Below are 23,975 nucleotides of genomic sequence, written 5' to 3' on the forward strand. Positions count from 1 at the left end.
CCCTCGATCGGACCCAACCCCGCCCGCTCGTACCGCCGCAACAATTCGCAAAACCCATCCGCCCGCCGCAGCGCCGGCGTACGGGTGTCCTTGACCCCGTCCTTCTCCGGCGTCGGAGCCGACAGGCTCGACAACAACGTGATCAGACGCGCCCCGTTCACAGCATCCAGATCACCCTTCACCGACACACGCCCGTACAAACCTTTCGACGCGTAGAACTCGTTACGCTCCGAATCCTCACCGACCGGAACCCCGTCCTCACGCTTGCCGTACTGCTTCTCGATCCGCCGGATCGCCGCCCGCACCGCATCACAATCGGCGATGTTCTTCGACGCCAACCCCAACAGAATCCCGCGGGCCTTGTCCACATCCGCCGGCGTCATGTTCTTCGGCGGATGCTGACAAAACGACGCCACCTGCCGCGCCTTCAACGCATCCACGTCACCACGATGAAACGCATCCGCGACAACAGGTTCGAGCATCAACAACCGCGCCAACCCGACCAGCAGACTGCACTCACCGATCTCCAAATTCGTCGAACCATGCAACCACAGCGCGATCGCCCGAAAACCCTTCCCGCCAAGAACCTCACGGGAAAACATCTCCACGATCAACAACACCAACCGCGACTGCAACTCGTGCCGGGCGCGCACCAGATCGAGAACCTCACTCTTGAGGTCCTCGCCATCCAGCTGCCACGCTCCCCGACTGTCCATGCCGAAAGTTTAATCGAACATACTTTCGAGAACCAGAGACAAAACGGACGACTTATATCGCCAACGCGGCCCGATGCCCCTCGATGACGGCCGCGTGCGAACGCCTCGGAGACAAGGCGTCACCGATGCGAAATTTCTCGAAACAGCTTCCCTGCAAGGTGTTCCACAACTCGTCGACAGGTTCCTGCTGTGTCGCGAAGACCACCCAGTCGACTGCAACTTCCTCGGTCACACCCGTCGGAAGGTGAACCAAGCTCACGAGCGGCGTGGCCCCAGCACTCACCGAAGTCACCATCAGATCTGTCCGTTGACCGATCGACTTCTCGAACGCCCGGCGGTTCCACCCCTCGAAATCCAGGGTGATGCTCAGGTCCTGCGCGACCACCATGCCGTTGGTCGCGATCGTGACGGCACAGCCTCGATCAGCGAGGAACTCAGCCACCGACGTACCTTGATGGAATCCCAGTTCGTCGTAGACGAGCACCGTTCCACTCGGCAGAATCTTGCCGTCGAGAACGTCTCGAACACCCACCACACGCTCTGATCCACCCGCCCACGCCGGTCGCACAGGCCGCGCTCCGGTTGCAATCACGACCACCTCGGGCGCGCGCTCCTCCACGATCGCGAGATCGGCTCCAGCATCCAACTCGATCGTCACACCGCTTCGGCGACACTCAGATTCGAGATTCCGGACGAGGTCGGCGAGCTCACGGCGAGCCGGTACCACCGAGGCGGTAAGAATCTGTCCCCCAAGTCTTCGTTCACGCTCGAACAGCGTCACCGCATGACCTCGCTGGGCCGCTGTAGCCGCAGCTTGCAGGCCGGCCGGGCCACCACCGACCACCACCACCGTGCGGCCCCGTCGCCGCGGCATCGGCAGCGGTACCGATTCCCGACCGGCGCGCGGATTTTCGGTGCACCCCAACCAACGTCCCAGACCCATCCGCCCGACGCATTCCTGGTTGCAGGACAGGCAGGTTCGCACCTGTACCGATTGACCAGCACGCGCCTTGTTCACAAAATCCGGATCGGCGATCTGCCCGCGAACTACTCCCACCAGATCGCATACACCGTCCTCGAGTGCGGCTTCGGCATGCTCCGGCGTCTTGAAACGGCCGACTCCGACGACTGGAAGATCGACGACCTCCCTGATAGCAGACGGGACGAAGTTGGCGTAGCCGGTGGGTACAGCCATCGATGCTTCCACCAGATGCAGTGTTTCCGTGGCCATTCCGACGGTGGTGTTGATGTAGTCGACGTGACCGTCAGCTTCGATGAGTTGAGCGGTGGCTACTGCGTCGGACAGTTCGATGCCACCCCGCGTTCCTTCGTATCCACTCAGGCGCACACCGAGCACACGATCCGGGCCGATGGCCTTGCGCAGTACCCCGAGCACTTCGAGAAGGAAACGCGCACGATTCGCCACGCCCCCGCCGTAGCGATCGGTGCGCAGGTTGGTCGAGGGTGCGAGAAACGCGCGCACGATGGACGACTGCGACGCCTGCAATTCCACCCCGTCGAAGCCACCGGCAACGCAGTTGCGCGCAACAAGGGCGAACCCTGCGAGAATCTCGGCGATGTCCGCGTCGTCGACAGCCTTGGGCACCTCGCGGAACAACGGATCCGCAACGGCGCTCGGCGCCAACAGCGGCGATCGCGAATAGGTTCCAGCGCCCTGACCCCCATTGTGGTTGATCTGCGCGAGAATCGACGAACCATGCGCATGAACGGCGTCGGTGATCCGCCGGTATCCCTCGATCGCTTCCGGCCGATAGCCCGCAATCATCTTCTCGTACGGTCGATCCGAAGGATGCGTCGAGTGCTCCTCGGTGATGATCAGACCCGCACCGCCGCGTGCCCGCGCCTCGTAGTAGCTCGAGTGCTGCTCCGTCGGCAACCCGTTCTCCGCGTAATTGGTCAGGTGTGCGGAGAACACGACCCGATTGCGGAGTGTCAGGTTGCCCAGGCGCAGTGGCGCGAAGAGGCGCGGGTACGGCGTCATCAGACCTTGGAGTTTCCTTGATCGAGAGCGATATGACTTGCCGTGACGGTGCGGGAACCGTCACCGGCGAGCCACAGGACGGTATCGGCGATCTCGTCAGGTTCGGCGAAAGCGATGTCCGAGAGGATCGGAGTGAAGTTGGGAAGGTACTGCGGAAACTTTGCAAATACCTCGAGAGCGCCCTGGTCGACCCCCATCGGCGTATTCACTCCGTAAGGATGGATCGAGTTGACCCTGATCTTGTACTCCCCCAGTTCCTTTGCCGCGGCCTGCGTCAGACCGACGAGACCGAACTTGGCGCTCGCGTAGTGCGCCTGTCCGGGCAGCGCCTTGAGTCCGGCCACCGAACTGACCACGATGATCGATCCACCGCGCCCACCCTCGATGATCGCCGGCACCGAGGCCTTGAGGGTTTTCCAGACTCCGGTCAGGTTGATGTCGATCAGGGTTTCCCACTGCTCGTCCGACATTTCCCAGAATCGATTCCAGTTGCAGACCCCGGCGTTGGCGACCACGATGTCGAGACGTCCGAACTGTTCGACGCCGTCCTTGACCACCGCGGTGAGCGCTGCGCCGTCACGGACATCGACCTCACGGGCGAGGATCTTCCCGCCCTCCGCTTCCACCAGACGTATCGTCTCGGCAAAGTCCTCGGAAGTTGCTGCGTCGTAGGAATTGTCCGACGCCACCGACGCGCATACGTCGACCGCGATGATCGCTGCTCCCTCGCGCGCCATCTTGACCGCGTGCGCACGTCCTTGACCGCGCGCTGCGCCGGTGATGAAAGCAACGCGACCTTCGAGCGAACGAACTGAACCCTGTGTCATGAGATAGCCCTCTCTGCAGAATTGAAACTCGTTCTAGTAGTAAACCCTGCAAAGCGCCCTTCGCGGATGGATTCGAGAACAGTTCTCGGGGCAACCGAGTCGCCCACCTGAATGTCGGCCTCTTCCTTCAGCGTTTCGTTCGGCAGACGAGGCGAGCAGTCGATCACCACTTCGCACTCGAGCTGTGACCGCTCGCCGGTATGGACGTGTTCGACGCAGACGGCCCCTCGTGCGATTTCGGTGACACGTGACGCGAGCACCCTGGTGATCCCGGCCTGCTGGATGCGCGTGTTGGCGCCGACCAGATCCCCACTCGCGCCGAGCCTCGAACCGACGATGCTGTCGGGAGTCACAATCGAGACGGAGATGCCATGGGCCGCGAGTGCTTCTGCGAACGCCACCGCGATCGGTCCACCGAGGGGATCGATCAGCGCGACCGGACCCGGCCCCACGGTGCTCAACTTCTCGAAGGCTTCCGACGCATCCAACCACCGAACCGAATCGTCGACCGGATACGTCGGCGGCCTCGCAGCACTACCGGTGGCAACGACAACAAACTCGCCCCGGCTGCGTGCGTCACCCAGGCCTTGGGCGTCGAGCGCCGCCCCGGTCCGCATCGTCACGCCGCTACGACGGCATTCGTCCTCCAGCCACTGCGCGAGGAGTGCGAACCGGCTACGGCCGTCACCTCGCGCAAAAGTTCGGATCATGCCGCCGAACTGCGATGAACTCTCGACGAGTGTGACCGAGTGCCCCGCCACCGCCGAGATCCGTGCGGCTTCCATCCCAGCGGGGCCACCCCCCACGACCAGCACGGCTCCCGGTGTCGAAATCTGCTCTCGCTCATCGGGGTCCACCGTCTCGAAACCCGCGCTCGGATTCCCGACGCATGTCACGACAGGATTGCGAGGATCACGCACGAGGCACGTCTGATTGCAGAGCACACACGGCCGGGGACGATCGCCGCGCGCGGCTTTCACAACCAGGTCCGGGTCTGCGATCTGGGCCCGGGTCATCTCGACGAACTCACCTACTTCCAGCGCCGCGTGAGCGTCGGCGATGTCCACGACGCTCCCCTGCACGACAACAGGAATCGACAGAGCGGCCTTGATCTCACGGCACAGATCGAGGTTGAAGTTCGGCGGGCAGTGAAAATCGGGGCGGTACCGGTCAGACGAATAGAGTCCGCCACGAACGACGACAAGGAGATCGAGGAACGGAGACACTTCACGCGCGATACCGATGGCAAGATCGGGCGTCAGGCCCGCCCATGGAGCTTCCTCGTCACAGGACAACCGCAGGGAGACAACGTGATCCGACCCGACTTCCTCGCGCACTGCCGAGATGACCTCGCGAACAAGAGCAACGCGATCGCTACCGTATCGGTCTTGCCGAGTGTTGGTCAGACCCGAAAGGAATTGTCGCAGAATGCTTCGAGGACCGGCATCGAGTTCCACTCCGTCCATTCCCGAAGCGACGGCCAGCGCCGACGCCTCACGGAAGCCGGCTATCAACTGGTCGATTTCCGCCTGCCCCATTGCCATCGGCAACTCACGCGTCACCGGGTCGGCCACTCTGGACGGTCCCCACAGCACCGACTGGGAGTATGCGCTCGATCCCTGCATCCCGGTATGACCGAGCCCGGCCAGAACCAGCGTTCCGTACGGAGCACATGCAGCCGCGATCGACTGCCACCCCGGGCCACATTGCGACGCCAACGGCGCCCGCTCGTACGGCCAGTCGTTCTCCGATACCGAGGCCACTTCGGTGACGACGATCCCGGTTCCACCCTCGGCGCGGCGCTGGTAGTACGCACGGTGCCGATCGGAAAGCGAGCGTCCCACAGCAAGATTGGTCTCGTGCGGACCGAAAACAACCCTGGACCGGACGAGGCGTCCGGCCAGGGTCGTGTGTTCGTCGAGTGTCAACTCACAGCTCTATCGGAGCCGTAATCTCAGCTGGCACCCAATGTGCGTGTGAAGCCTTCCGGAATCACCAGGTCCGCCGGGCTCAGTTCGGTGATGGACGAGTGGCCGAGGCCCATCAGCCCCGAGTCGATGCCCATCCGCATGAGGTCGAGCACGTTCTCGACACCGGCCTGGCCGTTGGCCGAGAGGCCCCACAGGTAGGCGCGCCCGAGCATGACGGCCTTGGCTCCGAGTGCGAGCGCCTTGACGACGTCGCCGCCGCGTCGAATGCCGCCGTCGAGAACAACTTCCACCTGATCGCCCACGGCCTCGGCAATGCCCGGGAGCACACGGATCGGCGCCGGGGTGCCGTCGAGGTTGTTACCACCGTGGTTGGAGACCGAGATAGCGGAGACACCGGCGTCGACAGCTCGCTTGGCGTCGTCGATGCGCATGATGCCCTTGAGCATGAACGGTCCACCCCACTGCTCACGAAGCCAGGCGATGTCTTCCCACGTCGGAAGCGGAGTCTGCATCCACTCGCCGTATGCGCCGAAGAACGTCGGTGCAGGCTGGCCGGGAGCCGCGAGGTTGGGGGTGGTCAGGTCCGGGATCTTGCCGGTCTTGGCGAACTCGAGCAACCACTTCGGGCGCATGATTCCCTCGGGTGCGAACTGGAACATCGCCTTGAGGTCCATCTTTTCGGGGATGGACGGGCTGCCCCAGTCGCGACCGTACGAGAAGGACCAGTCGGTGGTGATGATCAGGCCCTTGGCGCCGGCAGCGCGAGCGCGCTCCATACGCTGCAGGAGCACGTCGCGGCTGCCGACCCAATACATCTGGAAGAAGACCTGCGGGTTGGCCGCGGCAACTTCTTCGATGGACTTGCTGGCAAAAGAACTCAGTCCGATGGCTGTTCCCCGTGCTGCAGCCGCACGGGCTACCGCTACTTCACCGTCGGGGTGCACTGCCTGCACACCGGTCGGTGAAATCATGACGGGCAACGAAATGTCCTGGCCCATAATGGTGGTGGACATCTCGCGCTTGTCCGACAGCCCGGCAGCGTGGGGAGCGAAACCCAATTCGCTGAATGCCGCGACGTTGTCGTCGACCGTCAGCCCTTTCTCGGATCCCGCCACCAACGCCGCGTACACGGACTTGGGCAACCTCTTCTTCGCACGGCGCTGTGCTTCTGCCACCGTCTCGAAGAAAGCATTCTTAGCCATTGAACTGACCTCTCTGGGGTGCAGCTTTCGCCGCACTGTCGGTATCGCGCAGTAGTTACTGCATTCCCGCAAGCGGGTTTTCGTCACAAATCTTGGCGGGCGGACGCATCATCAGTGTCAGTGGCACCGATGCGCGTGGGGTCTTACGTTGACCGGAACGGGAGTGGTCGACACTGGACTTCGGGACCTCGCCCGCCGACGCCAGTGCCATTTCACCGTTACCGATGACGCACTCGGGGTCAGGTCCGTCCATCGGCAGTCCGGTGAAGAACTTGGCCACCATGCAGCCGCCGCGGCAGGAGTCGTAGTGGTTGCACTTGCTGCAGGCGCCACCGGTTTGGGGCGAGCGCAGCTCCTCGAACAGGTCCGAGTGCTGCCAGACTTCCTGGAATCCACCGTCTTTCACGATGTTTCCGGCGAGGAACTGCTCGTGAATCGCGAAGGGGCATGCGTACACGTCACCGACCGGGTCGATCAGGCACACGACGCGGCCCGCGCCACAGAGATTGAGACCGGGCAGTGCATCGCCGAAGGCGGAGAGGTGGAAGAACGAGTCGCCCGTCAGGACGCCTTCGCCATTGGCGACCAGCCAGTTGTAGAGCTCACGCTGCTGCTCCGGACGCGGGTGCAGGTCGTCCCACACGTCGGCGCCGCGGCCCGAAGGACGCAGTCGAGTGATGCGCAGGGTCGCGTCGTACTCGTCCGCGAGAGCCTTGAACTCGTCGAGCTGACTGACGTTGTGCCGCGTGACGACCACCGAAATCTTGGCGTCCTTGAAGCCGGCTTCCTTCAGGTTCGCGAGAGCGCGCTCGGCCATCGCGAACGAACCAGGCCCGCGCACAGCGTCATTGACCTCAGCGGTGGCACCGTCGATGGAAATCTGCACGTCGACGTAGTCACTGGCTGCGAGGCGCGCCGCGACCTTCTTGTCGATCTTCACGCCGTTGGTGGAGAACTTCACACCAACCTGGTGGTCGGTCGCGTAGTCGACGAGCTCCCAGAAGTCGGAGCGTACCGTCGGCTCGCCGCCACCGATGTTGACGTAGAAAACCTGCATACGCTGCAGCTCGTCGATGATGGACTTGCACTGTTCGGTGCTCAGCTCGTTGGGGTCACGACGACCCGACGACGAAAGGCAGTGCACGCAGGACAGGTTGCAGGCGTAGGTGAGTTCCCACGTCAGGCAGATGGGGGCGTCGAGTCCGAGTTCGAACTGATCGACGAGGCGACCCACCTTGGCGGGCGGGGAGGGCTGTTCAAGAACTGAGGTCATGGCTGTGTCCTCGCGAAGAAATGAAGCGGGCGAACGTGCGGAAGGGCTGTTCCGCACGTGGGGGCGAGCGTCTGGCTCAGACAGGCACGATCATGTGCGAGTCGGCGAGAGTGCTCAGCGCGCGGGCATATTGGGGAGCCGCGTCATCTTCGATGCCTTGCGCACGTAGTGCGGACCGGACATCAGGATGGTCTGGCAACGCCTTGACCACCGCAACGATGGTCGTGTTCTTCAGGAACGACAGCTTGCGTGTTCCGAAGTGGTAGAGCAACGCCCCGAAAGGTTCGGGGCGAAGCGCTACCTGCGGGTGGAGTTTCCACCCCGCATCGAGATCCAAAGCAGACACGGTCAGTACACGCCGCACATGCCGTCGATGGAAACTTCCTCCACGAGGGACTCCTCGACGAGGTCGTTCTCGAGCGCCTTGTTGTCACGATCTGACATGGATTCCTCCTGCGGTCGCACTCCGTCTGGAAGTCTGTAGATCAGACTTCCAACCTGGGAGTTGGTGGTCACTAGTGGGACTTCACTGTGACTCGGTTCACCACTGTAATGGCATCGAGTGCAGAATGACACACATGGAGCGAAAAAAGTATGCGTAGCCGCAAGAAACCGTCCGCTCGGATAGGTCGTCGCCCCTCCACAACGAAGGAGGGAATCAGCACGATCGGGATCGAACTGTTTTCGACAGTCGGCTTCAACGAGGTGAGCGTCGACCAGATAGCCGACGCCGCCGGCATCGCGCGTCGGACCTTCTTTCGCTACTTCCCGTCCAAGAACGCCGTCCCCTGGGGAGACTTCGACGGACATCTCGACGAGATGCGCGAGCACCTGGATTCACTGCCCGCTGATATTCCGTTGGTCGACGCACTCGAATCCGCATTGTTGACGTTCAACACCTTCCCACCGGAAGAGACTGCGGTACATCGCAAACGGATGGAATTGATCCTCGAAGTTCCGACGCTTCAGGCATACTCTGTGGTGATGTACGAAGGTTGGCGGCAGGTGGTCGCCGACTACGTCGCACGCCGAATGAATCTCGAGCCGACCGATCACGGCCCACGCACGGTCGGCTATCTTCTGCTCGGGGTCGCGATGTCGGCGTACGAGCAGTGGCTCACCGACGATTCACTCGAGCTACCGGAACTCTTGAAAACAGGTACGCAGTCCCTGCGGACCGGTATCAGCACCTGAGAAAGCATCACCACCTGAGAAAGGCGATCATGTCCACCATCACGAACGAACCCGTCCTGGATTCCCTGGCGCCGTCGACGCCGGGCTTGTGGTCGTTCGGACATGTCACCGTCGAACGCGTCGAGTCCGGTCCGATCTCGCTCGATCGCCGAGGCGGTCGCCTCCACGTCAGGCACTCCCTCACTCCCGCCGATCTGAGTGAGCGACTCGTCGCCGGAGTCACCTCGTCGATCCAGGACGCGGAGTTCGGCCAGGACGAATTCGAGTTGACGATGGTCGGCCTGGTTCGCTCCACCGTGGACGGCGCTCTCGAATCCTGGACCACCTACTACCGGAACTCACTTGCCGAACTACTGGACGGCACTGCAGATTTCGCGCCGATTCACGACAAAGCCGAAGAGCTGGTCCGCGGTTCCGTGCTCGATCTGGGTTCCTGCTTCGGTTTCCTGCCCCTGCGGCTCGCGCGCGCCGGAATGGACGTGACCGCCACGGACATCCTGCCCGGAACGATGATCCTGCTCGACGCGGTTGCCCCCGAACTCGGCATCACGATCGACACGGTGATCTGCGACGCGGGTGAAGTACCGGCACCGGACAACAGCGCCGACACCGTCACCGCGATTCATCTCCTCGAACACGTCGACGACGCAGTCGGCGAGGCCGTGATCGCGCAAGCACTCCGGATCGCGCGTCAACGGGTCGTCCTTGCCGTCCCCTTCGAAGACGAAGCCACCGCGTGCCACGGCCACATCCGCACTTTCGATCTCGAGTCACTGCGTGCGGTCGGCCGGCAGAGCCGTGTGCCGTTCGAGGTATTCGAGCATCACGGCGGCTGGTTGGTGCTGGACGCATCGGCCGCCTGAAAAGAACTACCCTTCTTTCAGCGTATGGGCGACAAGCGCATTCGCGTGCCCATGACCCATACTGTGCTCCGACTTCAACCAGTTGACCAATTCCATGTGCTTCGTGAGGTCTGAGCTTCTGATCAGCTCTTGCCATTCACCGATCGGCCGACCGTACTTCTTCTCGATCGACGGAAAATACGACGCCGGGCCTTTCACGGGTTCAGTCATGACCGGAATCTACCTCCACCGCCCGACAATATTCGCGCACCGGCGGCGCCCGCATGTCCGCACCTGCGGAATCGCTGGGTAGATACGCGACCATCGCATTATGGTCGAAGAACACCCACCCGAGAGCACAGGAGTTCAGCGATGCGACTGTCCACACGAAATCAACTCACCGGCACCATAACCGAGGTCAACCTCGGCACCGTCATGGCGACGGTCAAGGTGAAGTTGGACGGCGGGAATCAGATTGTGACCTCGTCGATCACCCGCGATGCCGCACTGGATCTCGATCTTGAACCAGGCCAAGCCGCAACGGTATTCGTGAAGTCCACCGAGGTGACGATCGGCGTCGAGTAACTGGCGAGCGATGTGATCAGGGCCGGGTGAGATGCGTGGTCATCGTGTAGTCCTTGCTCGGCCCCGTCACGGTCCAGACGACAGTCCAGGTCGATCGATCTCCGGCAGTGACGTCGATTCGCCCGCGGTAGGTATCCGCACCGCACAGGTGCTCGACTTCCTCCCCCGGCGCCCAGTCGTGGAACTCTCTGCCGTCTTCGAATGTCACGGCCCACTCGAGGCCGCGCTCGGCAACGAACAGAGTTCGGAACACGGGTAATTCCAGGTCGCCGTCACGCAGCGTGCCGCTCTCGTACCAGCGCATCCGACCGTCACCGGCGTCGGAGATAGTGGTCTCGCCGAATACATGCTTGGTGGAACCGGAAAGGCGGTCGACGATGTCCCGCTCGAAGTGCCACTTTCCTACCAGCGCCCTCGGCTCGATTTTCGCGTCGTCGACCATGTGGCGATTCTAGTGACCCTGCATTGCCCGACGACACCGGAGACCGACTCGAACACACTGCGAGAGTATGTTCCGAGTACACCCGGAACACGCAGGAGATTTTCACAACCATGAACGATTCGGCCGCCCTTCACAAACGCGCAGTGTTCGCCGAGGATCTCGAGATCGGCCAAGTGATCCCATTGGGTTCGTATTCGGTGACCGAAGAGGAAATCGTCGAGTTCGCAACTCAGTGGGATCCCCAGTGGTTTCACGTCGACAAGGAAGCCGCCGAGTCCGGCGTCTTCGGCGGGTTGATCGCCAGCGGGCTGCACACCCTGTCGATCTGCCAGAAGTTGGTGGTCGCCAGTCTCTACGACCAGTGGAACGTGATCGCCGGGAAAACCATGCGCGACGTGAGCTTCCTCCGTCCGCTTCGCCCCGGTGACACCCTGAGCGGAAAGGTCACCGTCGACAACGTCGTGTTCGACAATCGCGCGCGAGGATTGGTGACCATCACAGCGAAATTGGTCGATGCACACGGCAATCGCGTTCTCGACGTGGTCACTGACGCCTACCTGCACTGCCGCTCGACTCGCGGACAGTGAATTATCGGTAAATTTCGCACCACACTGTTCGAATTGCCGTACTTTCAGTGACGTTGCGACGCAACAATACCCATCCCTGCAATCAGGAGTTCCTCACACATGAGCAGCCTCGGCGAGATCAATCCTCTCGGCATTCTTCAGATCCTCATCTACATGCTCTTCGGTGGGTCGTCCAGCACTCCCGAATAGACCCTAGCTTGCCATAGCCATAGTCAGCATCTAGGGTGCTGACTATGGCAATTACTAGTCAGGCATCAGTGGCGGCCGCGCCGTCGACCGACGCAGCGCGTCATCACACCGAATTCGACTCCAGTTGGCGGAGTTTCGACGGCATCCAGGGCGGACTCGCAATTGCACGGATGCTGCGGGTGGCGGCCGACGCGTCCGGAGCCGAACCGCTGGCAGTCACGGCGCATCTGGACCGCCCCGTTCCTCCTGGGCCGGCCGAGTTGACTGTCGGCGAGATGCGGGGCGGGCGGACCGTCAGTTGCCACGTCACGCTGACCGGTTCGGGATCCGCTCTCGTTCGGTTGGCCCGCGACATAGGAGCTACAACAATGTCCGCCCCTGTCGCCGAACCGGCTCCGGCCGACCCGTCAACCCTGCCGCCGCTGGAGATCCCGGTGGATTTTGTGCCGTTCGCCCAGCACCTCGACATCCGGCCGATCAATTCCGCGAGGCCGTTCGCCGGTGGCGACTCCCCTGAATTCGACGTCTGGATCCGCCTGCTCACAGACCTCGATTTCACGGCCCAAGAGCGCGCCGCGGTCCTTCTCGACGCGCTTCCGCCCGGACTGTTCGCGACACTGACGATGCCCGTGGCCATACCGACCATCGAGTTCACCGCGCATTTCACCCCGGAGCACCTCACGGCAGATCCCCGAACGCTGTCACCGTGGTATCGCCTACGCCACGGGACTGCCTGGGCGACGGACACTCTCTGTGTTGACGAATCCGAACTATTCGACTCGACCGGACGACTTGCTGCTCGGGCTCGCCAGCTTCGTCGAATTCTGAGTTGAGTTTCAGCTCTCCTACACCTGGAGGTCGCGACGACGGAACGCAACAAGCGATGCTGTCGAAAGCACCACTGCCACAACGATCATTGCCAGCAGTGGCAGAACTGTCACCGGCTCGGCAGGGGCACCCGGCACGTGAGTGTAGGGCGACAGATCCAGCACTACCTGCGGAAGCTTCAGCAACGTGCCGAGTTGCCCGAGCACGATGCATGCCGCCAAGATTCCCCAGGAGAGCGCCGACGCGTACGTCGGAAACAGTCCGAAAGCCAACGACACCAACCCCACGACTACGAGCACCGCAGGCAGATAGGCCAACGCGGCGCCAGTCATGCGAAGTGTGTTGCCGCCGATGTCGTCCGTGACGAGCCCGAAGGCAAATCCGGTGAAGGCACCCATCAAGACGTGCGCGAGGATCACGCCGCCCACAACCACACCCAGGTGGGAAAGCATCCACCTCCACCGCGACAAAGACGTTGCCAGCAACGGTTCGAGCCGTCCCGAAGTTTCCTCGCCCCGCATCCGGAGAAGACTCTGGACCGAATACGCCGCGATGACTATCGACGTGAGCCCCAGAGCAGTGGCCAAGTAGGAATCCACCAGATCCGATCCGCCGCCGCCAAGTTTCTCGAACATCTCCGCGGCCTGCTGCGACGATCCCACCATCGCGTCGATCTCGTTGCCCACAGCGCCGTACGCGAACCCGAGTATGACAACGGCAAAGATCCACCAGAACATCGTCATTCGCTGCATGCGCCACGCCAGGCCCCAAGCCGACGGTAGCCACGATGCCGCGACTGGCGGGCCGGGTCGGGGCTGAACGAGTCCCGCTCCCTGATCGCGATGGCCGATGAGAACAAAAGCCACCACCACGTGCACAGCCGCGAATCCGATCAGCAACAACAGGATCCACCAGGCGTCGTCGTCGAAAGGTCTGATCTGTTGTGCCCATCCGATCGGCGAGAGCCACGACAACCAGCCACTGACCACGCGAGTTCCGTCGTCGACGACCGTACTGTTCACGTCGCCGATCGCGCGCAGCATGAACGCAACGCCGATCGCGGCACCCGCCAGGCCGTTGGCCGTACGAGCACCGTCGGTGATCTGCGCCGTCACGGCTGCCACTCCGGCAAACGCGATTCCGGTCCCACCTATCGAGGCGCCCAACGCGAACGAACCGACGACAGGCAAACCGACGGCGATCGATCCCAGTGCAATTCCCAGTGCAAGAACGACGTTCGCACCGACCGTTACGATCAGTGCGGAGGTCAGGAGCGCTCGTCGACCTACCACCGCTGCACCGATCATCTCGGCTCGGCCGGTCTCCTCGTTCTGTCGCGTATGGCGAACCACCGCAAGGGTGCTCATCAATGCGGCCACCAACGCGAACACGAGCACCGACTGACTGGCGACTATCGCGCCCTGCGAATCACCGGACACGATCCCGTTGGTCGCCAGCGCGACCGGCGATACCGCGGAACTGACTGCGATGTTTCGTAATTCCTCGGGTGTCGAGTACAGCCCGGTCACACTGGCGACAACCAGCAGCATGAACAAGACGATGGAGATAACCCACACGGAGAGCTGAATTCGGTCCCGCCGCAAAGCCAGCCGAACCAGTCGGCGTGTGCCGGTGAATTGACTTGCCGAGGCCGGTACCGGTGAAGCGGCCTCGACAACAACGGTCACGGCCGTACTCCGGTCTCGGCTCGCAGGTGTACCGAAGTCTCCCTGGCCCGTTCGTCACCGTAGTGCCGCAAGAAAAGTTCTTCGAGAGTCGGCGGAGTGGAAGTGAGCGCCACGATTCCGAATCCGACCAAGTACGTCATGAGTGGTCCGAGTTGCGCGCTGTCGACTTCGCAGGTGACGTGGTTACCGTCGATCACGGCGTCGTGGACACCGCCCAGTCCGTCGAGTCCACCGATCGGACGCTGCGTCTCCGCCGCGACGGACGTGCGCGTGAGATGCCTGAGTTCGGACAGTGTTCCCTCTTCCACCGTCCGCCCGTCGCGGATGATGCTCACACGATCGCACAGCGCTTCGACCTCGGCGAGGATATGGCTCGACAGCAGTACCGTCTTTCCGGCGTGAGCCACCTCCTCGACGCAGTCCTGGAATACCGCCTCCATCAACGGGTCGAGCCCCGATGTGGGTTCGTCGAGGACGTAAAGGTCGACGTCGGACGAGAACGCGGCCACGAGTGCAACCTTCTGCCGGTTACCTTTCGAGTACGTGCGCGCCTTCTTGGTCGGGTCCAATTCGAAGCGATCGAGCAACTCGCTGCGGCGTTTTCGGTCCAGGCCACCGCGCAGGCCCGCCAACAGATCGATAGCCTCACCGCCGGTGAGGTTGGGCCACAGATTCACGTCGCCAGGCACATAGGCGAGACGTCGATGCAAAGTAACAGCGTCTCGCCACGGATCGCCGCCGAGAACGGTTGCGTCTCCGGAGTCCGAGCGGAGCAGGCCGAGGAGCACCCGAATAGTGGTGGACTTTCCGGAACCGTTCGGCCCCAGGAATCCGTGCACTTCACCCGTCGAGACGTCGAGGTCGAGGCCGTCCAGCGCGCGGGTGGTACCGAAGGTCTTGACGAGGCTTTTCACTGAAATTGCCGCACCCATGAATTTGACCGTACGCCGATTTCACAAATGTGTGAAGATAGAATAGACGGAAAGATCGAAGGGTTCCGATGACCGACACCAGCCACACCGTTGCACCGGACGAGAGCCGACACTATGTCGAGCGACTCTCACTCGTACTGAGCGACATGGGTTTTCCGCCGATGCCCGCCCGCGTCTGGGCCGCGTTGATGACCAGCGAGACACCCTCGTCCACGCCAGGAGATCTCGGATCTCGGTTGGGAGTGAGCCCCGCCGCCATTTCCGGAGCCGTCAGATACCTCCAGCAAGTCGGATTGATCGAGCGTGTGGCCGTCCCCGGATCGCGGCGTCAGCACTACTGCGTCAGCGTCGACATGTGGGCCGACGCGTTTGTCACGAAACAGTCCTCGCTCTACCAGGTCTCGGCAGTTGCGGACGAGGGCATACGAGTCCTCGGTGAAGGAACCACAGCCGGCGATCGAATGGCAGATCTGCGCGACTTCTTCGACTTCATGGCCGCGGAAATGCCGCGAATGCTCGCGGACTGGCGCTCCCGGCGAAAAGACCGGACACCTGGCAGGTAACTTCAGGTTTACCCGCAATTTCGGCGGGGTACCTCAATTCTCGTTCCAGCATGGTCAGGTGCGGTGTAATCGAGGAGTTGCTGATGAAGCTGTCGATCAGGGGCGCGAACACTTCACCGACTCCACCCTTCGCGCGTACCGCTTCACCCGAAACCTGTGAACGATCGATTTCCCTGAATCGCACCGCCGCCGAGGCATTCGCCGGTGATCACCATGCACTGTCGAAACTACTGGCCCGGTTGCACCCTCGCGTCGTTCTCTACTATCGCGCCAGACTCCTCGGGACGCCCGTCGCGACGTTCGCCGACGATCTCGCCCACCAATGCACCCTGGACGTCGTCACACGAATGTCCGACACGATCTCGGCCGACACACGCATCGAGACCTTCGCGTACGAGTTGGCCTCTCGACGAATTGCGTCAATTCCCCAGTCACGCAACATCGACGGACAATTCAAACGCCCGCGTCGCCTGACCGACGACCAACGTGAGGTTCTGGTACTACGAATCGCAGTGGGTCTGACTGCCGAGATGACCGCGTCGACTCTGCGCACAACTCGTTCGAGCGTGCTCCTCGTACAGCATCAAGCGCTGCGCGCCTGGACGGTCTCCGAGCGGAGCTAGATCAGACCTTGCTTACTCGCGGCGTAGACGGCCTCTGCTCGACGGCTCACCTCGAGTTTGCGCATGATGTTGCTGACGTGAAATTTGACGGTGGTCGGTGAGATGAACAATCTCTCACCGATCTTGATGTTGGACAAGCCGTTTGCGAGGAGTCTGAGCACTTCGAGTTCGCGATCGGTCAATCGTTCTTTCGACGACGACTGCCCGTTGAGCGATCGCACGACAGCTGACGCGCTGCGCGAATCGAACGCACTCTCACCCCGCGAGACCGCCCTGATCGCACGCACCAATTCGGTGGTGTCGACGTCTTTGACGACATAGCCGCGAGCACCCGCGTGCACCGCTCGCACCACCAGTTGATCGTCGAGAAACGTGGTGAGAACCAACAGTCCGAGGCCGGGATGCGCCGAGGACAGCTGGCCACACAGGGTCAGTCCCTCGTAGTCGGAACTGGCGGAGAGTTTGAGATCCATCAGGACGATGTCCGGGCCGACCTTGTCGACCACGGCGAGGGCCTCGGCGAGGGACGACGCCTCCCCCACGATCTCGAGATCGCTTTCGCGCTCGAGAACCGAGCGGAGCCCTTGCCGCAGAATTGCATGGTCGTCGACCAGGACGATTCGAACCAATCCCTGAACCGGCGATGCTCCGCGGGTGATGACGGGACGCGCAGTGGTCATGATTCCTCGCTCTCGATTTCAGTTGTGGAGCAAAGGTTTTCCATGCCCGAGTCGAACGGCAGTGGTAGTCGCACGAGAATCTGAATCCCACCGATCCGCGCGCGCCGTACTTCGAGCGCACCACCCAACTCGAGTGTTCGCGCCTGCATGTTCGCGAGACCGCGATGGCGGCCGTCGACGTCGTTGGTGGCTGCGAGTTTGAGGATCAGACGCATTCGCGCAGGGTCGCCGTCACCGTCGTCGGAGACCGACAGCAACACGGAGTCCGCCCGATAGGTCAGACGTAGCACCGCCCGATTCGCGTGAGCATGGACCGCTGCATTGAAGAGAGCTTCCCCAGCGATCCGGAGAAGAGCGTGTTCGGCATCGCCCGGAAGTTCGGTCGGGGTACCGCCGACGCGAACGCTCACCGCCAACTCGTCCGGCATGTGAACCACGCCGAGTTGCTCGAGCATCTCGGGCAACGACGTCCGGTCCGCGTCCGACGAATGATTGAGCGCATAGATCGCCGAACGAAGCTGCTCGACCGCCCTCCTGGTCAAATCCTTTGCCAAGTCCAGTCTTTCACTGCGTTCAGCCTCCGGGATGTCGCTCCGGCAGACCTCGATCTGCATGCCCGCCGACAACACCGCCTGTGTCACACTGTCGTGCAGTTCGCGGGCGATCCGGTGACGTTCGTCGTCGACCACTTGGTGCCGGTGCGCCACTCCGAGTTGACGCTGAGTGGACTCCAATTCGCTGTTGCGCACCGCAAGGTCGGCTGCAGTACGATTGGCCTCCGCATACGCATCTTCGGCACGCTCGAGCAGTAGTTGTCCGCGCTGATAGAGCGCCGAATTCTGCAGAGCCACAGCAGTCTGGCTGGCCAGAATGCTGAGCACGGCTCCGTCCGTCGTGTCGAGGGTTCGGTTGGCCGGCGTCCAGGCTGCAAAGGCACCTACCACGCCGCCACCGAGCACGATCGGCACAAACGCGTAGTGCGCGTCGATCACCGAGTTGGATTCGATTCTTCCGTACCGGATGTCGTCGAGGCATTCGACGACGTCCTCCGGAAGTGGCGGCCCCTCCACATTGTCGACCAGAAAAGGGGTGGCGTCCGGGCCGAGAACCAGTCGCCGTGGTCCGGCGTCGGGCAATGTTCCGTCAGCCAAGGCGAAGACTATCCAGTTGGCACTCAGATGCGCACGGGCAGCTTCCGCGACCGCGCAGACGAGGGTTTCCGGCCCCTCGACGGTGCGCACCAAAGCCCGCGAGATCAACTCCAAGGCATGCACGACGCGTTCGAGGCGCTCGGCCGCACCGCGATACTGCGGGTAGAACGAACTCTTACCCGATCGTAATCCGGTGAGCCGGGACAGGTCCGCGGTCATCGCCTGCACCAATTCACAGCGGCCCTCTTCACAGCGTCCATCTTCACAAGGCACCTCGGAACAACGCCACCATCTGTTCCTGCGTCGCTTCCCTGGGATTGGTGGACATGCAGGCGTCGAGCAACGCGAAGCTGGCGAGCCTACTCAGGTCTTCCTCGCGAACACCCAACTCCCCCAGTCCCTTCGGCACACCGACCTCCCGGGCGAGACGTTCGACACGGTCGGCCACCGCCAGCGCTGCTTCCTCCGGGGTGCCGCGCTGCTCGGGAAGACTCAGTGCCGCAGCGATGGCGACAAAGGGGGCGGCGTCCGTGGTGGAATTGAACCGGATGACGTGGGGCAAGAGAATTCCGTTGATGACGCCGTGCGGAAGGTCGAGCATGCCGCCCACCTGATGGCTCATGGCGTGCGCGGCTCCGAGTATCGCGTTGGTGAACGCCAACCCGGCCTCGAGGCTCGCCTGCGCCATCACCGATCGAGCTTCCATCTCCATCGGGTCCTGGATCGTGTGCACCAGATTCTCGGTCACGAGGCCGACAGCGCGGAGCGCGTGATGATCGGTCAACGGATTGTGCGCCAGTGAGACGAAGGCTTCGATTCCGTGCGTCAGTGCGTCCAATCCTGTTGCCGCATTGAGCCACTCGGGCATCGTCGTGAGCAACCGCGGATCGATGACCGTCACATCGGGAACCAGCGCCCGGCCGATGATGGTGATCTTGGTGCCGCGGGTCGTGTCCGTGACGATGCAGAACTGCGACACGTCCGCGCCCGTGCCGGACGTGGTGGGAACCATCACCAACGGCGGGATCGGTTTGGTCGCCTGATCTACCCCCTCGTAGTCGAGTATGTTGCCACCGTTGGCAGCGAGGACGGCTACACCCTTAGCCGCGTCGATGACGGAACCGCCGCCGAGCGCGATGATGACGTCACACTCACCTTCCTGGTACACCTCGAAACCGGCCGCGATCTCGAAGTCCTTGGGATTGGGCGTCAGCCCTGACCACACCGTCGCCGTCAATCCCTGCTCCGTGAGATGGTCTTCGAGTTCGCTGACCCATCCCGCGTCGATCAGACCGGGATCGGTGACCAGGAATGGTCGGAACCCGCCGAACCTCAGAGTCGCGTGTGCTGCCTCGACCAGGGAACCGATACCGAAGACGATCTCGGGGGCGTGAAATTTGACCAGTCGAGCAGCAGTGCCGCGGCGATGAACACCGTGGTTCACAGCATCCGGGTATGCCACGGACACGACCCCACTCTCCTCTCGCTGCTCTGAGATCTCCGGTCGGGATTTCGCATCCGTCGCTCTCAGCGCATCAACTCCCACGTGCACACACTGGTGTGATCCACCTTACAATCGCTGGCCCCGAGCCTACGCGGACAGCAGTCGGGGCACACCCACCGAAGGAGAGGCGCTTACCTACCCGTTCGGGCAGGTAAGGCGTCTCGGGAAAATGAATGGCGCGGCGAGAAGGTCCCGCTGTACTTTCGGTTGCGGCCAGAGTGGCCCGTAGAACCGATTCAGAAGGTGTTTATGACCCAGCCCGCGCCGAGCGCGCCTCCCGCCCCTGCACTGCCGGCAACCTCGAGGGTCACATGCTGATCCTCCAAACGTCGGACTGACAGCCGCGAGGCCCCCTCGGCCTGCTCCTACTGCTTTGTTCACTCAGCTAGGAGTTCTCCAGTGCCTCAATCACACAATTCCATCTCGAAAACCGACACCTTCTCGTGCATTCAGTGCGGACTCACAGTCATGACCTACGGCCCCGATGGTGATCGCCGAAACCACTGCCCCAGTTGCCTGCTTTCCCGACACCTGTTCGACCAGGTGGAAGGTGGACCGTCGGACTGCGGAATGCGGATGGCTCCCATTTCGATCGCAGTACTGCGCAGTGGCGATTGGATGATCATCCACCGCTGCGCACAGTGCCTCGAGCTCACCTCCAACCCCGTCAGCCGAGACGACAACCAGTTGTTGTTGATGAGAATGGCAGTGCGGCCGCTCGCGCAACCGCCCTTCCCGCTCGAAGCCTTCGGCGACTTGTGAGGGGGAATCAGATGCCACGTAGGAATCCCAGCACCCGCCCGCGGCGGGCACCGCAACGGGCCAAGCACGTACTGCACGGAATCGGCGGAGAACAAGGATCGAGCTTCCGTTGTCTCACATGCCGTTTGGACATCTCCACTGCGGCGCCGGGTACCGCTCATCGGAACCACTGCCCGAACTGTCTGGCCAGCCGCCACGTGGACGGTCGCGTTCCGGGCGACCGAGCACAACAGTGCCGAGGTGCCATGGCGGCGCTCTGCCTGTCGGTCCGGCAAGACGGTGAATGGATGCTCGTTCACCAGTGTGTCGAGTGCAATACGTTGAAAGTCAACAGGATTGCCGGCGACGACAACGTCTTGGTCCTGCTGCGCTTGGCGCTACGTCCGTTGGCAGACCCTCGCCTGCGCTCGCGCGCGTTGCTAGCGCTCTGATGATTCGTCCGGTGCAATCGTGCGGTTCTGCGCACGATTACACCGGACGAACACCACGAACACGATCCCGGCGAGCAAGCCGACCACAGTCGGTCCGAGGACCAGTCCCGAGTACAGCCACGGGGCAGGTTCTGCCGGAAAGAGGTCCATGAATATGGGTCCGGTGTACGTCGGTTCGGAAAACGGCTCCCGATAGGATCCTCCGGTGAGAATGTGCGGTGACGCCAACGACTTCCACCACCACTGAAACACGCCGAGCGCCACAACCCCACACACGGCGCCGAGCACTGTCAGCGCCGCGATCGGTCGCCAGATCGATCCCCTGATTTCGGACATGAGATCAAACTAGTTCACGACAGATCGCGCAGTGACATCGGTGAAGTGCACTGACATCAGCGAAGTGCGTGCCCCAGCTCGGCGGCCTTTGCCATCAGTTGCGCGGCATCTCGGGCAACAACAACCTCGTCGCAGATCTCCGAATACTCCGGCATCGCGCACGATGCCTGGTTCCAGTAACGCTGTGGTTCAGGCGTGATCCATGCCAGACGGTGGACCTTTCGGCGGAGTTCCTCGAGCTTGTCCGCCTGCGGGGGCAACCCGTTGCACCGACCGTCGCCCACGATGATGACAGACGTCCGTGAGTTCAAGGTGTTTCCGTGCTCGTCCAACAATTCTGTGAGCACCCGCCCGTAATCGCTGCTGGCTTCCAGATCCAGACCCGGGTGCGCGAGTACCGCGGCCAGTGCGCCGTCACCACTACTGGCGAGAAGGGTGTCGGTCACGTCGACCGGACGATCGACGAAGGCGAGGACTTCACAACGATCTGCTCGGCGATGCATTGCCTGAGCCAAGCGCAGAGTGAACGCGGTGATGGGGCGCACGGACAGCGACACGTCGGCGATGAGAAGTAGTCGAACACGATCGGGGCGAGGAGCTTTCACGACCAGATGGAAGGGAATTCCGTCGGTGCGCAGACTCGAACGCACCGTGCGTCGCATGTCGAGATGCCCACGAGAGCGCTCACGGGGCCGAGGTCTGGACGGTCCTCTCATCCGCCGAAGCACTTCGTGGCACGCGAGTTCGATGTCGTTGTGCGTTGCGCCCGCGGCAGATTCACTGTCGGGCGCATCGGGAGCGGTTTCGGCGAGTGCAGCTGCCGAGAGTGCTTGCACGAACGCTTCGACCGCCTCGACGAGCCGGTTCAATTGTGCTTGCGTCAACGGCCCGTCGTCGGAGACATCTGCATACGCTTTGCTCGGGTCGTAGGCATCCAACCAGGCGAGGATCGACGTCGGATCGTCCCAGGACAACGAGCCGACCACTGCTGCAGCAACACTGGTGCTCAAGTCGCCGACCACTGCCGATGCTGCACGGTCCACGTCGACCGTGTAACTGACTCCGCGTCGACCGGTCTCCGAACCGGTATCGACCGACAGTTCGGCATCGCTCGACGTCATCGACACATCGTCGTCGTCCTTGTGCGGGTTGAAGCCCTTCTCCGCTTCCGGAGTGTCGAAGTAGTCGCCGACCTCGGCCGCACGCTCGTTGTACTCGGCGTACCGACCAACTTCCTGATCCTCGTCGATCCCCAGCGCGGTAGGCAGACCGTCCGCCACCTCGGCGCGCGAACCCATCCGCTCGCCGTGCGCTTTGCCTGCGGCCGGCCGGAACAGCGCGTCGAACGCCCGATCGAAACCGGCCTGCTCGTGAGAGTACTTGGCGCACACTGCCCGAAGACATGCTCGCAACGTCTCACGATCCGAAGCGCCGACCATCGCGAGAACACGCCGAACCTCGATGACCTCGGCCGGTGACGCGGAAACTCCGGCCGCCCTCAGCAATCGGCCGAAACTCGCGGACACCACGTCGAGAACAAACGACGGTTGCCACACGGCAAGGCCACCGAGCGTCGTCATCGCGTCGAACGGATTCCGCTGCCGCCGCGGATTCCCTGTTGATGAGGGTCACGTCCACCCGTGCCCCGGAACACGGCCGTCGTCGTGTTGGCGGGTTTGCTTGCCACCGTGGCCCGCTCGATCGGCTCGCCACCGTCACGCGACGGTGATTCGAGACGCTTTCCGTCGAATCGTTCCTTGGCCAGCGTCACATCGGACGAGTACTTGAGCAACGCCGTGAGCAGGATGTCGCGCACCTTGGCGTCGGAAGCGGTGTCGAATCCGCCGGCCGCGAGCACTGTTGCCGCTCTGGCCGCGTCGATGACCTCCGAGATGGACGGACTCTTGCGCAGCGGGAGGTCACGCAGGATGCGAGCCAATTCGACAACCTCGGTGGCCGTAGCCGAATCCACCTCCGGCGCTCGGGCCGTGACGATCTCGCGTTCACGCTCCGACGTCGGATAGCCGAGATGGTAATGCAGACAACGACGCTTGAGCGCGGGTGAGAGCTCGCGGGTGTCGTTGGACGTCAGGATGACCCAGGGCTGCGAGCGGGCAACGAACGTACCGACCTCGGGAATGGTGATCTGCTGTTCGGCGAGAATCTCGAGGAGCAGTGCTTCCATCGATTCCTCGGTGCGATCTACCTCGTCGACCAGAAGCACTACCGGATCGGGTGAGAGGATTGCTTCGAGCAGCGGCCGTACGGACAGGAAGTTCTCGGAGTACAAACCGAAATCCTGATCGGCCAGAAACTTGGACGCTTCGGCGACGCTGTCGAATTCGGAAACCTGATCGCTGATCCGGTCGCGGAGCATCTGCACGTGCAGGAGTTGCTTCGCGTAGTCCCATTCGTACAGGGCGCGATTGTCGTCCAGCCCTTCGTAGCACTGCAATCGCACCAGTTTGCGGCCCCCGATCGCAGCCAGAGACTTCGCCAGTTCCGTCTTGCCGACACCGGCCGGACCTTCGAGCAGGAGCGGGCGCCCCAGCGCCGTCGCCAGATGAACGACTACCGCGAACTCGTCATCGGCAATGTAGTCCTGCTCTCGCAGAGCATCTTTCACTTCGATTCCGCTGGAGAAACTGCGACCGGACATGGAACACCTTTCATGGGGGGGCAAGCCC

The 23,975-nt window shown here is 62.5% G+C and carries 27 protein-coding genes; 9 read left to right on the forward strand and 18 right to left on the reverse strand.

What is annotated here, in order from left to right:
* The 8 genes from AC1Q61_RS25605 to mftA form a co-directional block, all read right to left on the reverse strand.
* Positions 1–716 (reverse strand): DUF222 domain-containing protein (locus tag AC1Q61_RS25605; RefSeq protein WP_492654908.1); only part of this gene is annotated, 716 nt, incomplete at its 3' end.
* 52 nt (positions 717–768) lie between these two features.
* Positions 769–2,718: a mycofactocin system FadH/OYE family oxidoreductase 2 gene (locus AC1Q61_RS25610; protein WP_215515753.1), complete on the reverse strand. Its 1,950-nt coding sequence runs from the start codon at positions 2,716–2,718 to the stop codon at positions 769–771.
* Positions 2,718–3,545: a mycofactocin-coupled SDR family oxidoreductase gene (locus tag AC1Q61_RS25615; protein ID WP_003941966.1), complete on the reverse strand. Its 828-nt coding sequence runs from the start codon at positions 3,543–3,545 to the stop codon at positions 2,718–2,720. Before AC1Q61_RS25615 ends, AC1Q61_RS25610 begins: the two co-directional genes overlap by 1 nt.
* Complete coding sequence (locus AC1Q61_RS25620) at positions 3,542–5,473, reverse strand: mycofactocin system FadH/OYE family oxidoreductase 1 (RefSeq protein WP_116057005.1); 1,932 nt, start codon at positions 5,471–5,473, stop codon at positions 3,542–3,544. Before AC1Q61_RS25620 ends, AC1Q61_RS25615 begins: the two co-directional genes overlap by 4 nt.
* 26 nt (positions 5,474–5,499) lie before the next feature.
* Positions 5,500–6,678: a pre-mycofactocin synthase MftD gene (gene mftD / locus AC1Q61_RS25625; protein ID WP_003942047.1), complete on the reverse strand. Its 1,179-nt coding sequence runs from the start codon at positions 6,676–6,678 to the stop codon at positions 5,500–5,502.
* A gap of 55 nt (positions 6,679–6,733) precedes the next feature.
* Positions 6,734–7,951: a mycofactocin radical SAM maturase gene (mftC, locus tag AC1Q61_RS25630; protein WP_492651237.1), complete on the reverse strand. Its 1,218-nt coding sequence runs from the start codon at positions 7,949–7,951 to the stop codon at positions 6,734–6,736.
* 76 nt (positions 7,952–8,027) lie between these two features.
* On the reverse strand, positions 8,028–8,315 hold the full coding sequence (gene mftB, locus AC1Q61_RS25635; protein ID WP_007728309.1) for a mycofactocin biosynthesis chaperone MftB: 288 nt from the start codon (positions 8,313–8,315) through the stop codon (positions 8,028–8,030).
* On the reverse strand, positions 8,300–8,395 hold the full coding sequence (gene mftA / locus AC1Q61_RS25640) for a mycofactocin precursor MftA (protein WP_063836238.1): 96 nt from the start codon (positions 8,393–8,395) through the stop codon (positions 8,300–8,302). The genes mftB and mftA overlap by 16 nt, the downstream gene beginning before the upstream one ends.
* A 150-nt stretch (positions 8,396–8,545) precedes the next feature.
* On the opposite strand from mftA, the gene mftR reads away from it, so the two are divergent.
* Together mftR and mftM are read left to right on the forward strand one after the other, a co-directional pair.
* Complete coding sequence (gene mftR / locus AC1Q61_RS25645; RefSeq protein ID WP_007728311.1) at positions 8,546–9,145, forward strand: mycofactocin system transcriptional regulator MftR; 600 nt, start codon at positions 8,546–8,548, stop codon at positions 9,143–9,145.
* Between the two features lie 29 nt (positions 9,146–9,174).
* Positions 9,175–10,008 carry a mycofactocin oligosaccharide methyltransferase MftM gene (mftM, locus tag AC1Q61_RS25650; protein ID WP_042920988.1) on the forward strand — a complete coding sequence of 278 codons (834 nt, stop codon included), beginning with the start codon at positions 9,175–9,177 and terminating at the stop codon, positions 10,006–10,008.
* Positions 10,009–10,014: 6 nt separating this feature from the next.
* On the opposite strand, the gene AC1Q61_RS25655 is transcribed toward mftM, so the two are convergent.
* Complete coding sequence (locus AC1Q61_RS25655) at positions 10,015–10,218, reverse strand: DUF4287 domain-containing protein (RefSeq protein ID WP_042920990.1); 204 nt, start codon at positions 10,216–10,218, stop codon at positions 10,015–10,017.
* Positions 10,219–10,359: 141 nt separating this feature from the next.
* On the opposite strand from AC1Q61_RS25655, the gene AC1Q61_RS25660 reads away from it, so the two are divergent.
* Positions 10,360–10,572, forward strand: a complete 213-nt coding sequence (locus AC1Q61_RS25660) for a TOBE domain-containing protein (RefSeq protein ID WP_003942061.1) — start codon at positions 10,360–10,362, stop codon at positions 10,570–10,572.
* 16 nt (positions 10,573–10,588) lie between these two features.
* Here AC1Q61_RS25660 and AC1Q61_RS25665 read toward each other — a convergent pair whose 3' ends face one another.
* Positions 10,589–11,014 (reverse strand): DUF6314 family protein, encoded by a 426-nt coding sequence (locus tag AC1Q61_RS25665; protein WP_042920992.1) that lies wholly within the window; start codon positions 11,012–11,014, stop codon positions 10,589–10,591.
* A 110-nt stretch (positions 11,015–11,124) separates the two neighbouring features.
* Here AC1Q61_RS25665 and AC1Q61_RS25670 point away from each other — a divergent pair, with 110 nt between their 5' ends.
* Both AC1Q61_RS25670 and AC1Q61_RS25675 read left to right on the forward strand, forming a co-directional pair.
* The gene (locus tag AC1Q61_RS25670; RefSeq protein ID WP_007728315.1) at positions 11,125–11,601 is read left to right on the forward strand and encodes a MaoC/PaaZ C-terminal domain-containing protein; all 477 of its coding nucleotides are present in this window, start codon (positions 11,125–11,127) and stop codon (positions 11,599–11,601) included.
* Between the two features lie 233 nt (positions 11,602–11,834).
* Positions 11,835–12,623, forward strand: a complete 789-nt coding sequence (locus tag AC1Q61_RS25675) for a thioesterase family protein (protein ID WP_042920993.1) — start codon at positions 11,835–11,837, stop codon at positions 12,621–12,623.
* 12 nt (positions 12,624–12,635) lie between these two features.
* Here the strand turns inward: AC1Q61_RS25675 and AC1Q61_RS25680 are convergent, their stop codons facing one another.
* Together AC1Q61_RS25680 and AC1Q61_RS25685 are read right to left on the reverse strand one after the other, a co-directional pair.
* A complete protein-coding gene (locus tag AC1Q61_RS25680) occupies positions 12,636–14,306 on the reverse strand; it encodes an ABC transporter permease (RefSeq protein ID WP_215515751.1) in 1,671 nt (556 codons plus the stop codon).
* Positions 14,303–15,238: an ABC transporter ATP-binding protein gene (locus tag AC1Q61_RS25685; protein WP_003942009.1), complete on the reverse strand. Its 936-nt coding sequence runs from the start codon at positions 15,236–15,238 to the stop codon at positions 14,303–14,305. Before AC1Q61_RS25685 ends, AC1Q61_RS25680 begins: the two co-directional genes overlap by 4 nt.
* A gap of 68 nt (positions 15,239–15,306) precedes the next feature.
* Here AC1Q61_RS25685 and AC1Q61_RS25690 point away from each other — a divergent pair, with 68 nt between their 5' ends.
* Both AC1Q61_RS25690 and AC1Q61_RS25695 read left to right on the forward strand, forming a co-directional pair.
* The gene (locus tag AC1Q61_RS25690) at positions 15,307–15,801 is read left to right on the forward strand and encodes a GbsR/MarR family transcriptional regulator (protein ID WP_007728322.1); all 495 of its coding nucleotides are present in this window, start codon (positions 15,307–15,309) and stop codon (positions 15,799–15,801) included.
* 83 nt (positions 15,802–15,884) lie between these two features.
* On the forward strand, positions 15,885–16,424 hold the full coding sequence (locus AC1Q61_RS25695) for an RNA polymerase subunit sigma (RefSeq protein WP_042921062.1): 540 nt from the start codon (positions 15,885–15,887) through the stop codon (positions 16,422–16,424).
* On the opposite strand, the gene AC1Q61_RS25700 is transcribed toward AC1Q61_RS25695, so the two are convergent.
* Genes AC1Q61_RS25700 through AC1Q61_RS25710 form a run of 3 tightly spaced genes read right to left on the reverse strand, consistent with a single transcriptional unit; the run spans position 16,421 to position 19,723 of the window.
* Positions 16,421–17,104, reverse strand: coding sequence for a MadR family response regulator transcription factor (locus tag AC1Q61_RS25700; RefSeq protein WP_003942005.1), 684 nt, complete (start codon positions 17,102–17,104; stop codon positions 16,421–16,423). The genes AC1Q61_RS25695 and AC1Q61_RS25700 overlap by 4 nt on opposite strands.
* Positions 17,101–18,474 (reverse strand): MadS family sensor histidine kinase, encoded by a 1,374-nt coding sequence (locus AC1Q61_RS25705; protein WP_003941844.1) that lies wholly within the window; start codon positions 18,472–18,474, stop codon positions 17,101–17,103. The genes AC1Q61_RS25700 and AC1Q61_RS25705 overlap by 4 nt, the downstream gene beginning before the upstream one ends.
* A 43-nt stretch (positions 18,475–18,517) precedes the next feature.
* Positions 18,518–19,723, reverse strand: coding sequence for an iron-containing alcohol dehydrogenase (locus AC1Q61_RS25710; protein WP_003942060.1), 1,206 nt, complete (start codon positions 19,721–19,723; stop codon positions 18,518–18,520).
* A gap of 435 nt (positions 19,724–20,158) precedes the next feature.
* Between AC1Q61_RS25710 and AC1Q61_RS25715 the strand changes: the two genes are divergently transcribed.
* Both AC1Q61_RS25715 and AC1Q61_RS25720 read left to right on the forward strand, forming a co-directional pair.
* Entirely contained in the window at positions 20,159–20,521 is a 363-nt protein-coding gene (locus AC1Q61_RS25715; RefSeq protein ID WP_042920997.1) for an RNHCP domain-containing protein, read from the forward strand.
* An 11-nt stretch (positions 20,522–20,532) separates the two neighbouring features.
* Positions 20,533–20,952 carry an RNHCP domain-containing protein gene (locus tag AC1Q61_RS25720; RefSeq protein ID WP_037129880.1) on the forward strand — a complete coding sequence of 140 codons (420 nt, stop codon included), beginning with the start codon at positions 20,533–20,535 and terminating at the stop codon, positions 20,950–20,952.
* Here the strand turns inward: AC1Q61_RS25720 and AC1Q61_RS25725 are convergent.
* The 3 genes from AC1Q61_RS25725 to AC1Q61_RS25735 are packed head-to-tail and all read right to left on the reverse strand — an operon-like array spanning position 20,941 to position 23,947.
* Entirely contained in the window at positions 20,941–21,288 is a 348-nt protein-coding gene (locus AC1Q61_RS25725; protein WP_042921001.1) for a hypothetical protein, read from the reverse strand. The genes AC1Q61_RS25720 and AC1Q61_RS25725 overlap by 12 nt on opposite strands.
* A gap of 56 nt (positions 21,289–21,344) precedes the next feature.
* Positions 21,345–22,868 carry a MadC family VWA domain-containing protein gene (madC, locus tag AC1Q61_RS25730; protein WP_042921003.1) on the reverse strand — a complete coding sequence of 508 codons (1,524 nt, stop codon included), beginning with the start codon at positions 22,866–22,868 and terminating at the stop codon, positions 21,345–21,347.
* Complete coding sequence (locus tag AC1Q61_RS25735; RefSeq protein ID WP_042921005.1) at positions 22,865–23,947, reverse strand: MadB family AAA-type ATPase; 1,083 nt, start codon at positions 23,945–23,947, stop codon at positions 22,865–22,867. Before AC1Q61_RS25735 ends, madC begins: the two co-directional genes overlap by 4 nt.
* Positions 23,948–23,975: the final 28 nt, after the last annotated feature.

This window comes from Rhodococcus sp. MPR-R1B, from assembly GCF_058793255.1.

Bases quoted from the DNA above. Each gene is read 5' to 3' on its own strand.
- AC1Q61_RS25610 (WP_215515753.1), bottom strand. From the start codon at position 2,718: ATGACGCCGTACCCGCGCCTCTTCGCGCCACTGCGCCTGGGCAACCTG.
- AC1Q61_RS25615 (WP_003941966.1), bottom strand. From the start codon at position 3,545: ATGACACAGGGTTCAGTTCGTTCGCTCGAAGGTCGCGTTGCTTTCATC.
- mftD (WP_003942047.1), bottom strand. From the start codon at position 6,678: ATGGCTAAGAATGCTTTCTTCGAGACGGTGGCAGAAGCACAGCGCCGT.
- mftC (WP_492651237.1), bottom strand. From the start codon at position 7,951: ATGACCTCAGTTCTTGAACAGCCCTCCCCGCCCGCCAAGGTGGGTCGC.
- mftA (WP_063836238.1), bottom strand. From the start codon at position 8,395: ATGTCAGATCGTGACAACAAGGCGCTCGAGAACGACCTCGTCGAGGAG.
- mftR (WP_007728311.1), top strand. From the start codon at position 8,546: ATGCGTAGCCGCAAGAAACCGTCCGCTCGGATAGGTCGTCGCCCCTCC.
- mftM (WP_042920988.1), top strand. From the start codon at position 9,175: ATGTCCACCATCACGAACGAACCCGTCCTGGATTCCCTGGCGCCGTCG.
- AC1Q61_RS25655 (WP_042920990.1), bottom strand. From the start codon at position 10,218: ATGACTGAACCCGTGAAAGGCCCGGCGTCGTATTTTCCGTCGATCGAG.
- AC1Q61_RS25660 (WP_003942061.1), top strand. From the start codon at position 10,360: ATGCGACTGTCCACACGAAATCAACTCACCGGCACCATAACCGAGGTC.
- AC1Q61_RS25665 (WP_042920992.1), bottom strand. From the start codon at position 11,014: ATGGTCGACGACGCGAAAATCGAGCCGAGGGCGCTGGTAGGAAAGTGG.
- AC1Q61_RS25670 (WP_007728315.1), top strand. From the start codon at position 11,125: ATGAACGATTCGGCCGCCCTTCACAAACGCGCAGTGTTCGCCGAGGAT.
- AC1Q61_RS25675 (WP_042920993.1), top strand. From the start codon at position 11,835: ATGGCAATTACTAGTCAGGCATCAGTGGCGGCCGCGCCGTCGACCGAC.
- AC1Q61_RS25685 (WP_003942009.1), bottom strand. From the start codon at position 15,238: ATGGGTGCGGCAATTTCAGTGAAAAGCCTCGTCAAGACCTTCGGTACC.
- AC1Q61_RS25690 (WP_007728322.1), top strand. From the start codon at position 15,307: ATGACCGACACCAGCCACACCGTTGCACCGGACGAGAGCCGACACTAT.
- AC1Q61_RS25695 (WP_042921062.1), top strand. From the start codon at position 15,885: ATGAAGCTGTCGATCAGGGGCGCGAACACTTCACCGACTCCACCCTTC.
- AC1Q61_RS25700 (WP_003942005.1), bottom strand. From the start codon at position 17,104: ATGACCACTGCGCGTCCCGTCATCACCCGCGGAGCATCGCCGGTTCAG.
- AC1Q61_RS25705 (WP_003941844.1), bottom strand. From the start codon at position 18,474: ATGACCGCGGACCTGTCCCGGCTCACCGGATTACGATCGGGTAAGAGT.
- AC1Q61_RS25720 (WP_037129880.1), top strand. From the start codon at position 20,533: ATGCCACGTAGGAATCCCAGCACCCGCCCGCGGCGGGCACCGCAACGG.
- AC1Q61_RS25725 (WP_042921001.1), bottom strand. From the start codon at position 21,288: ATGTCCGAAATCAGGGGATCGATCTGGCGACCGATCGCGGCGCTGACA.
- madC (WP_042921003.1), bottom strand. From the start codon at position 22,868: ATGACGACGCTCGGTGGCCTTGCCGTGTGGCAACCGTCGTTTGTTCTC.
- AC1Q61_RS25735 (WP_042921005.1), bottom strand. From the start codon at position 23,947: ATGTCCGGTCGCAGTTTCTCCAGCGGAATCGAAGTGAAAGATGCTCTG.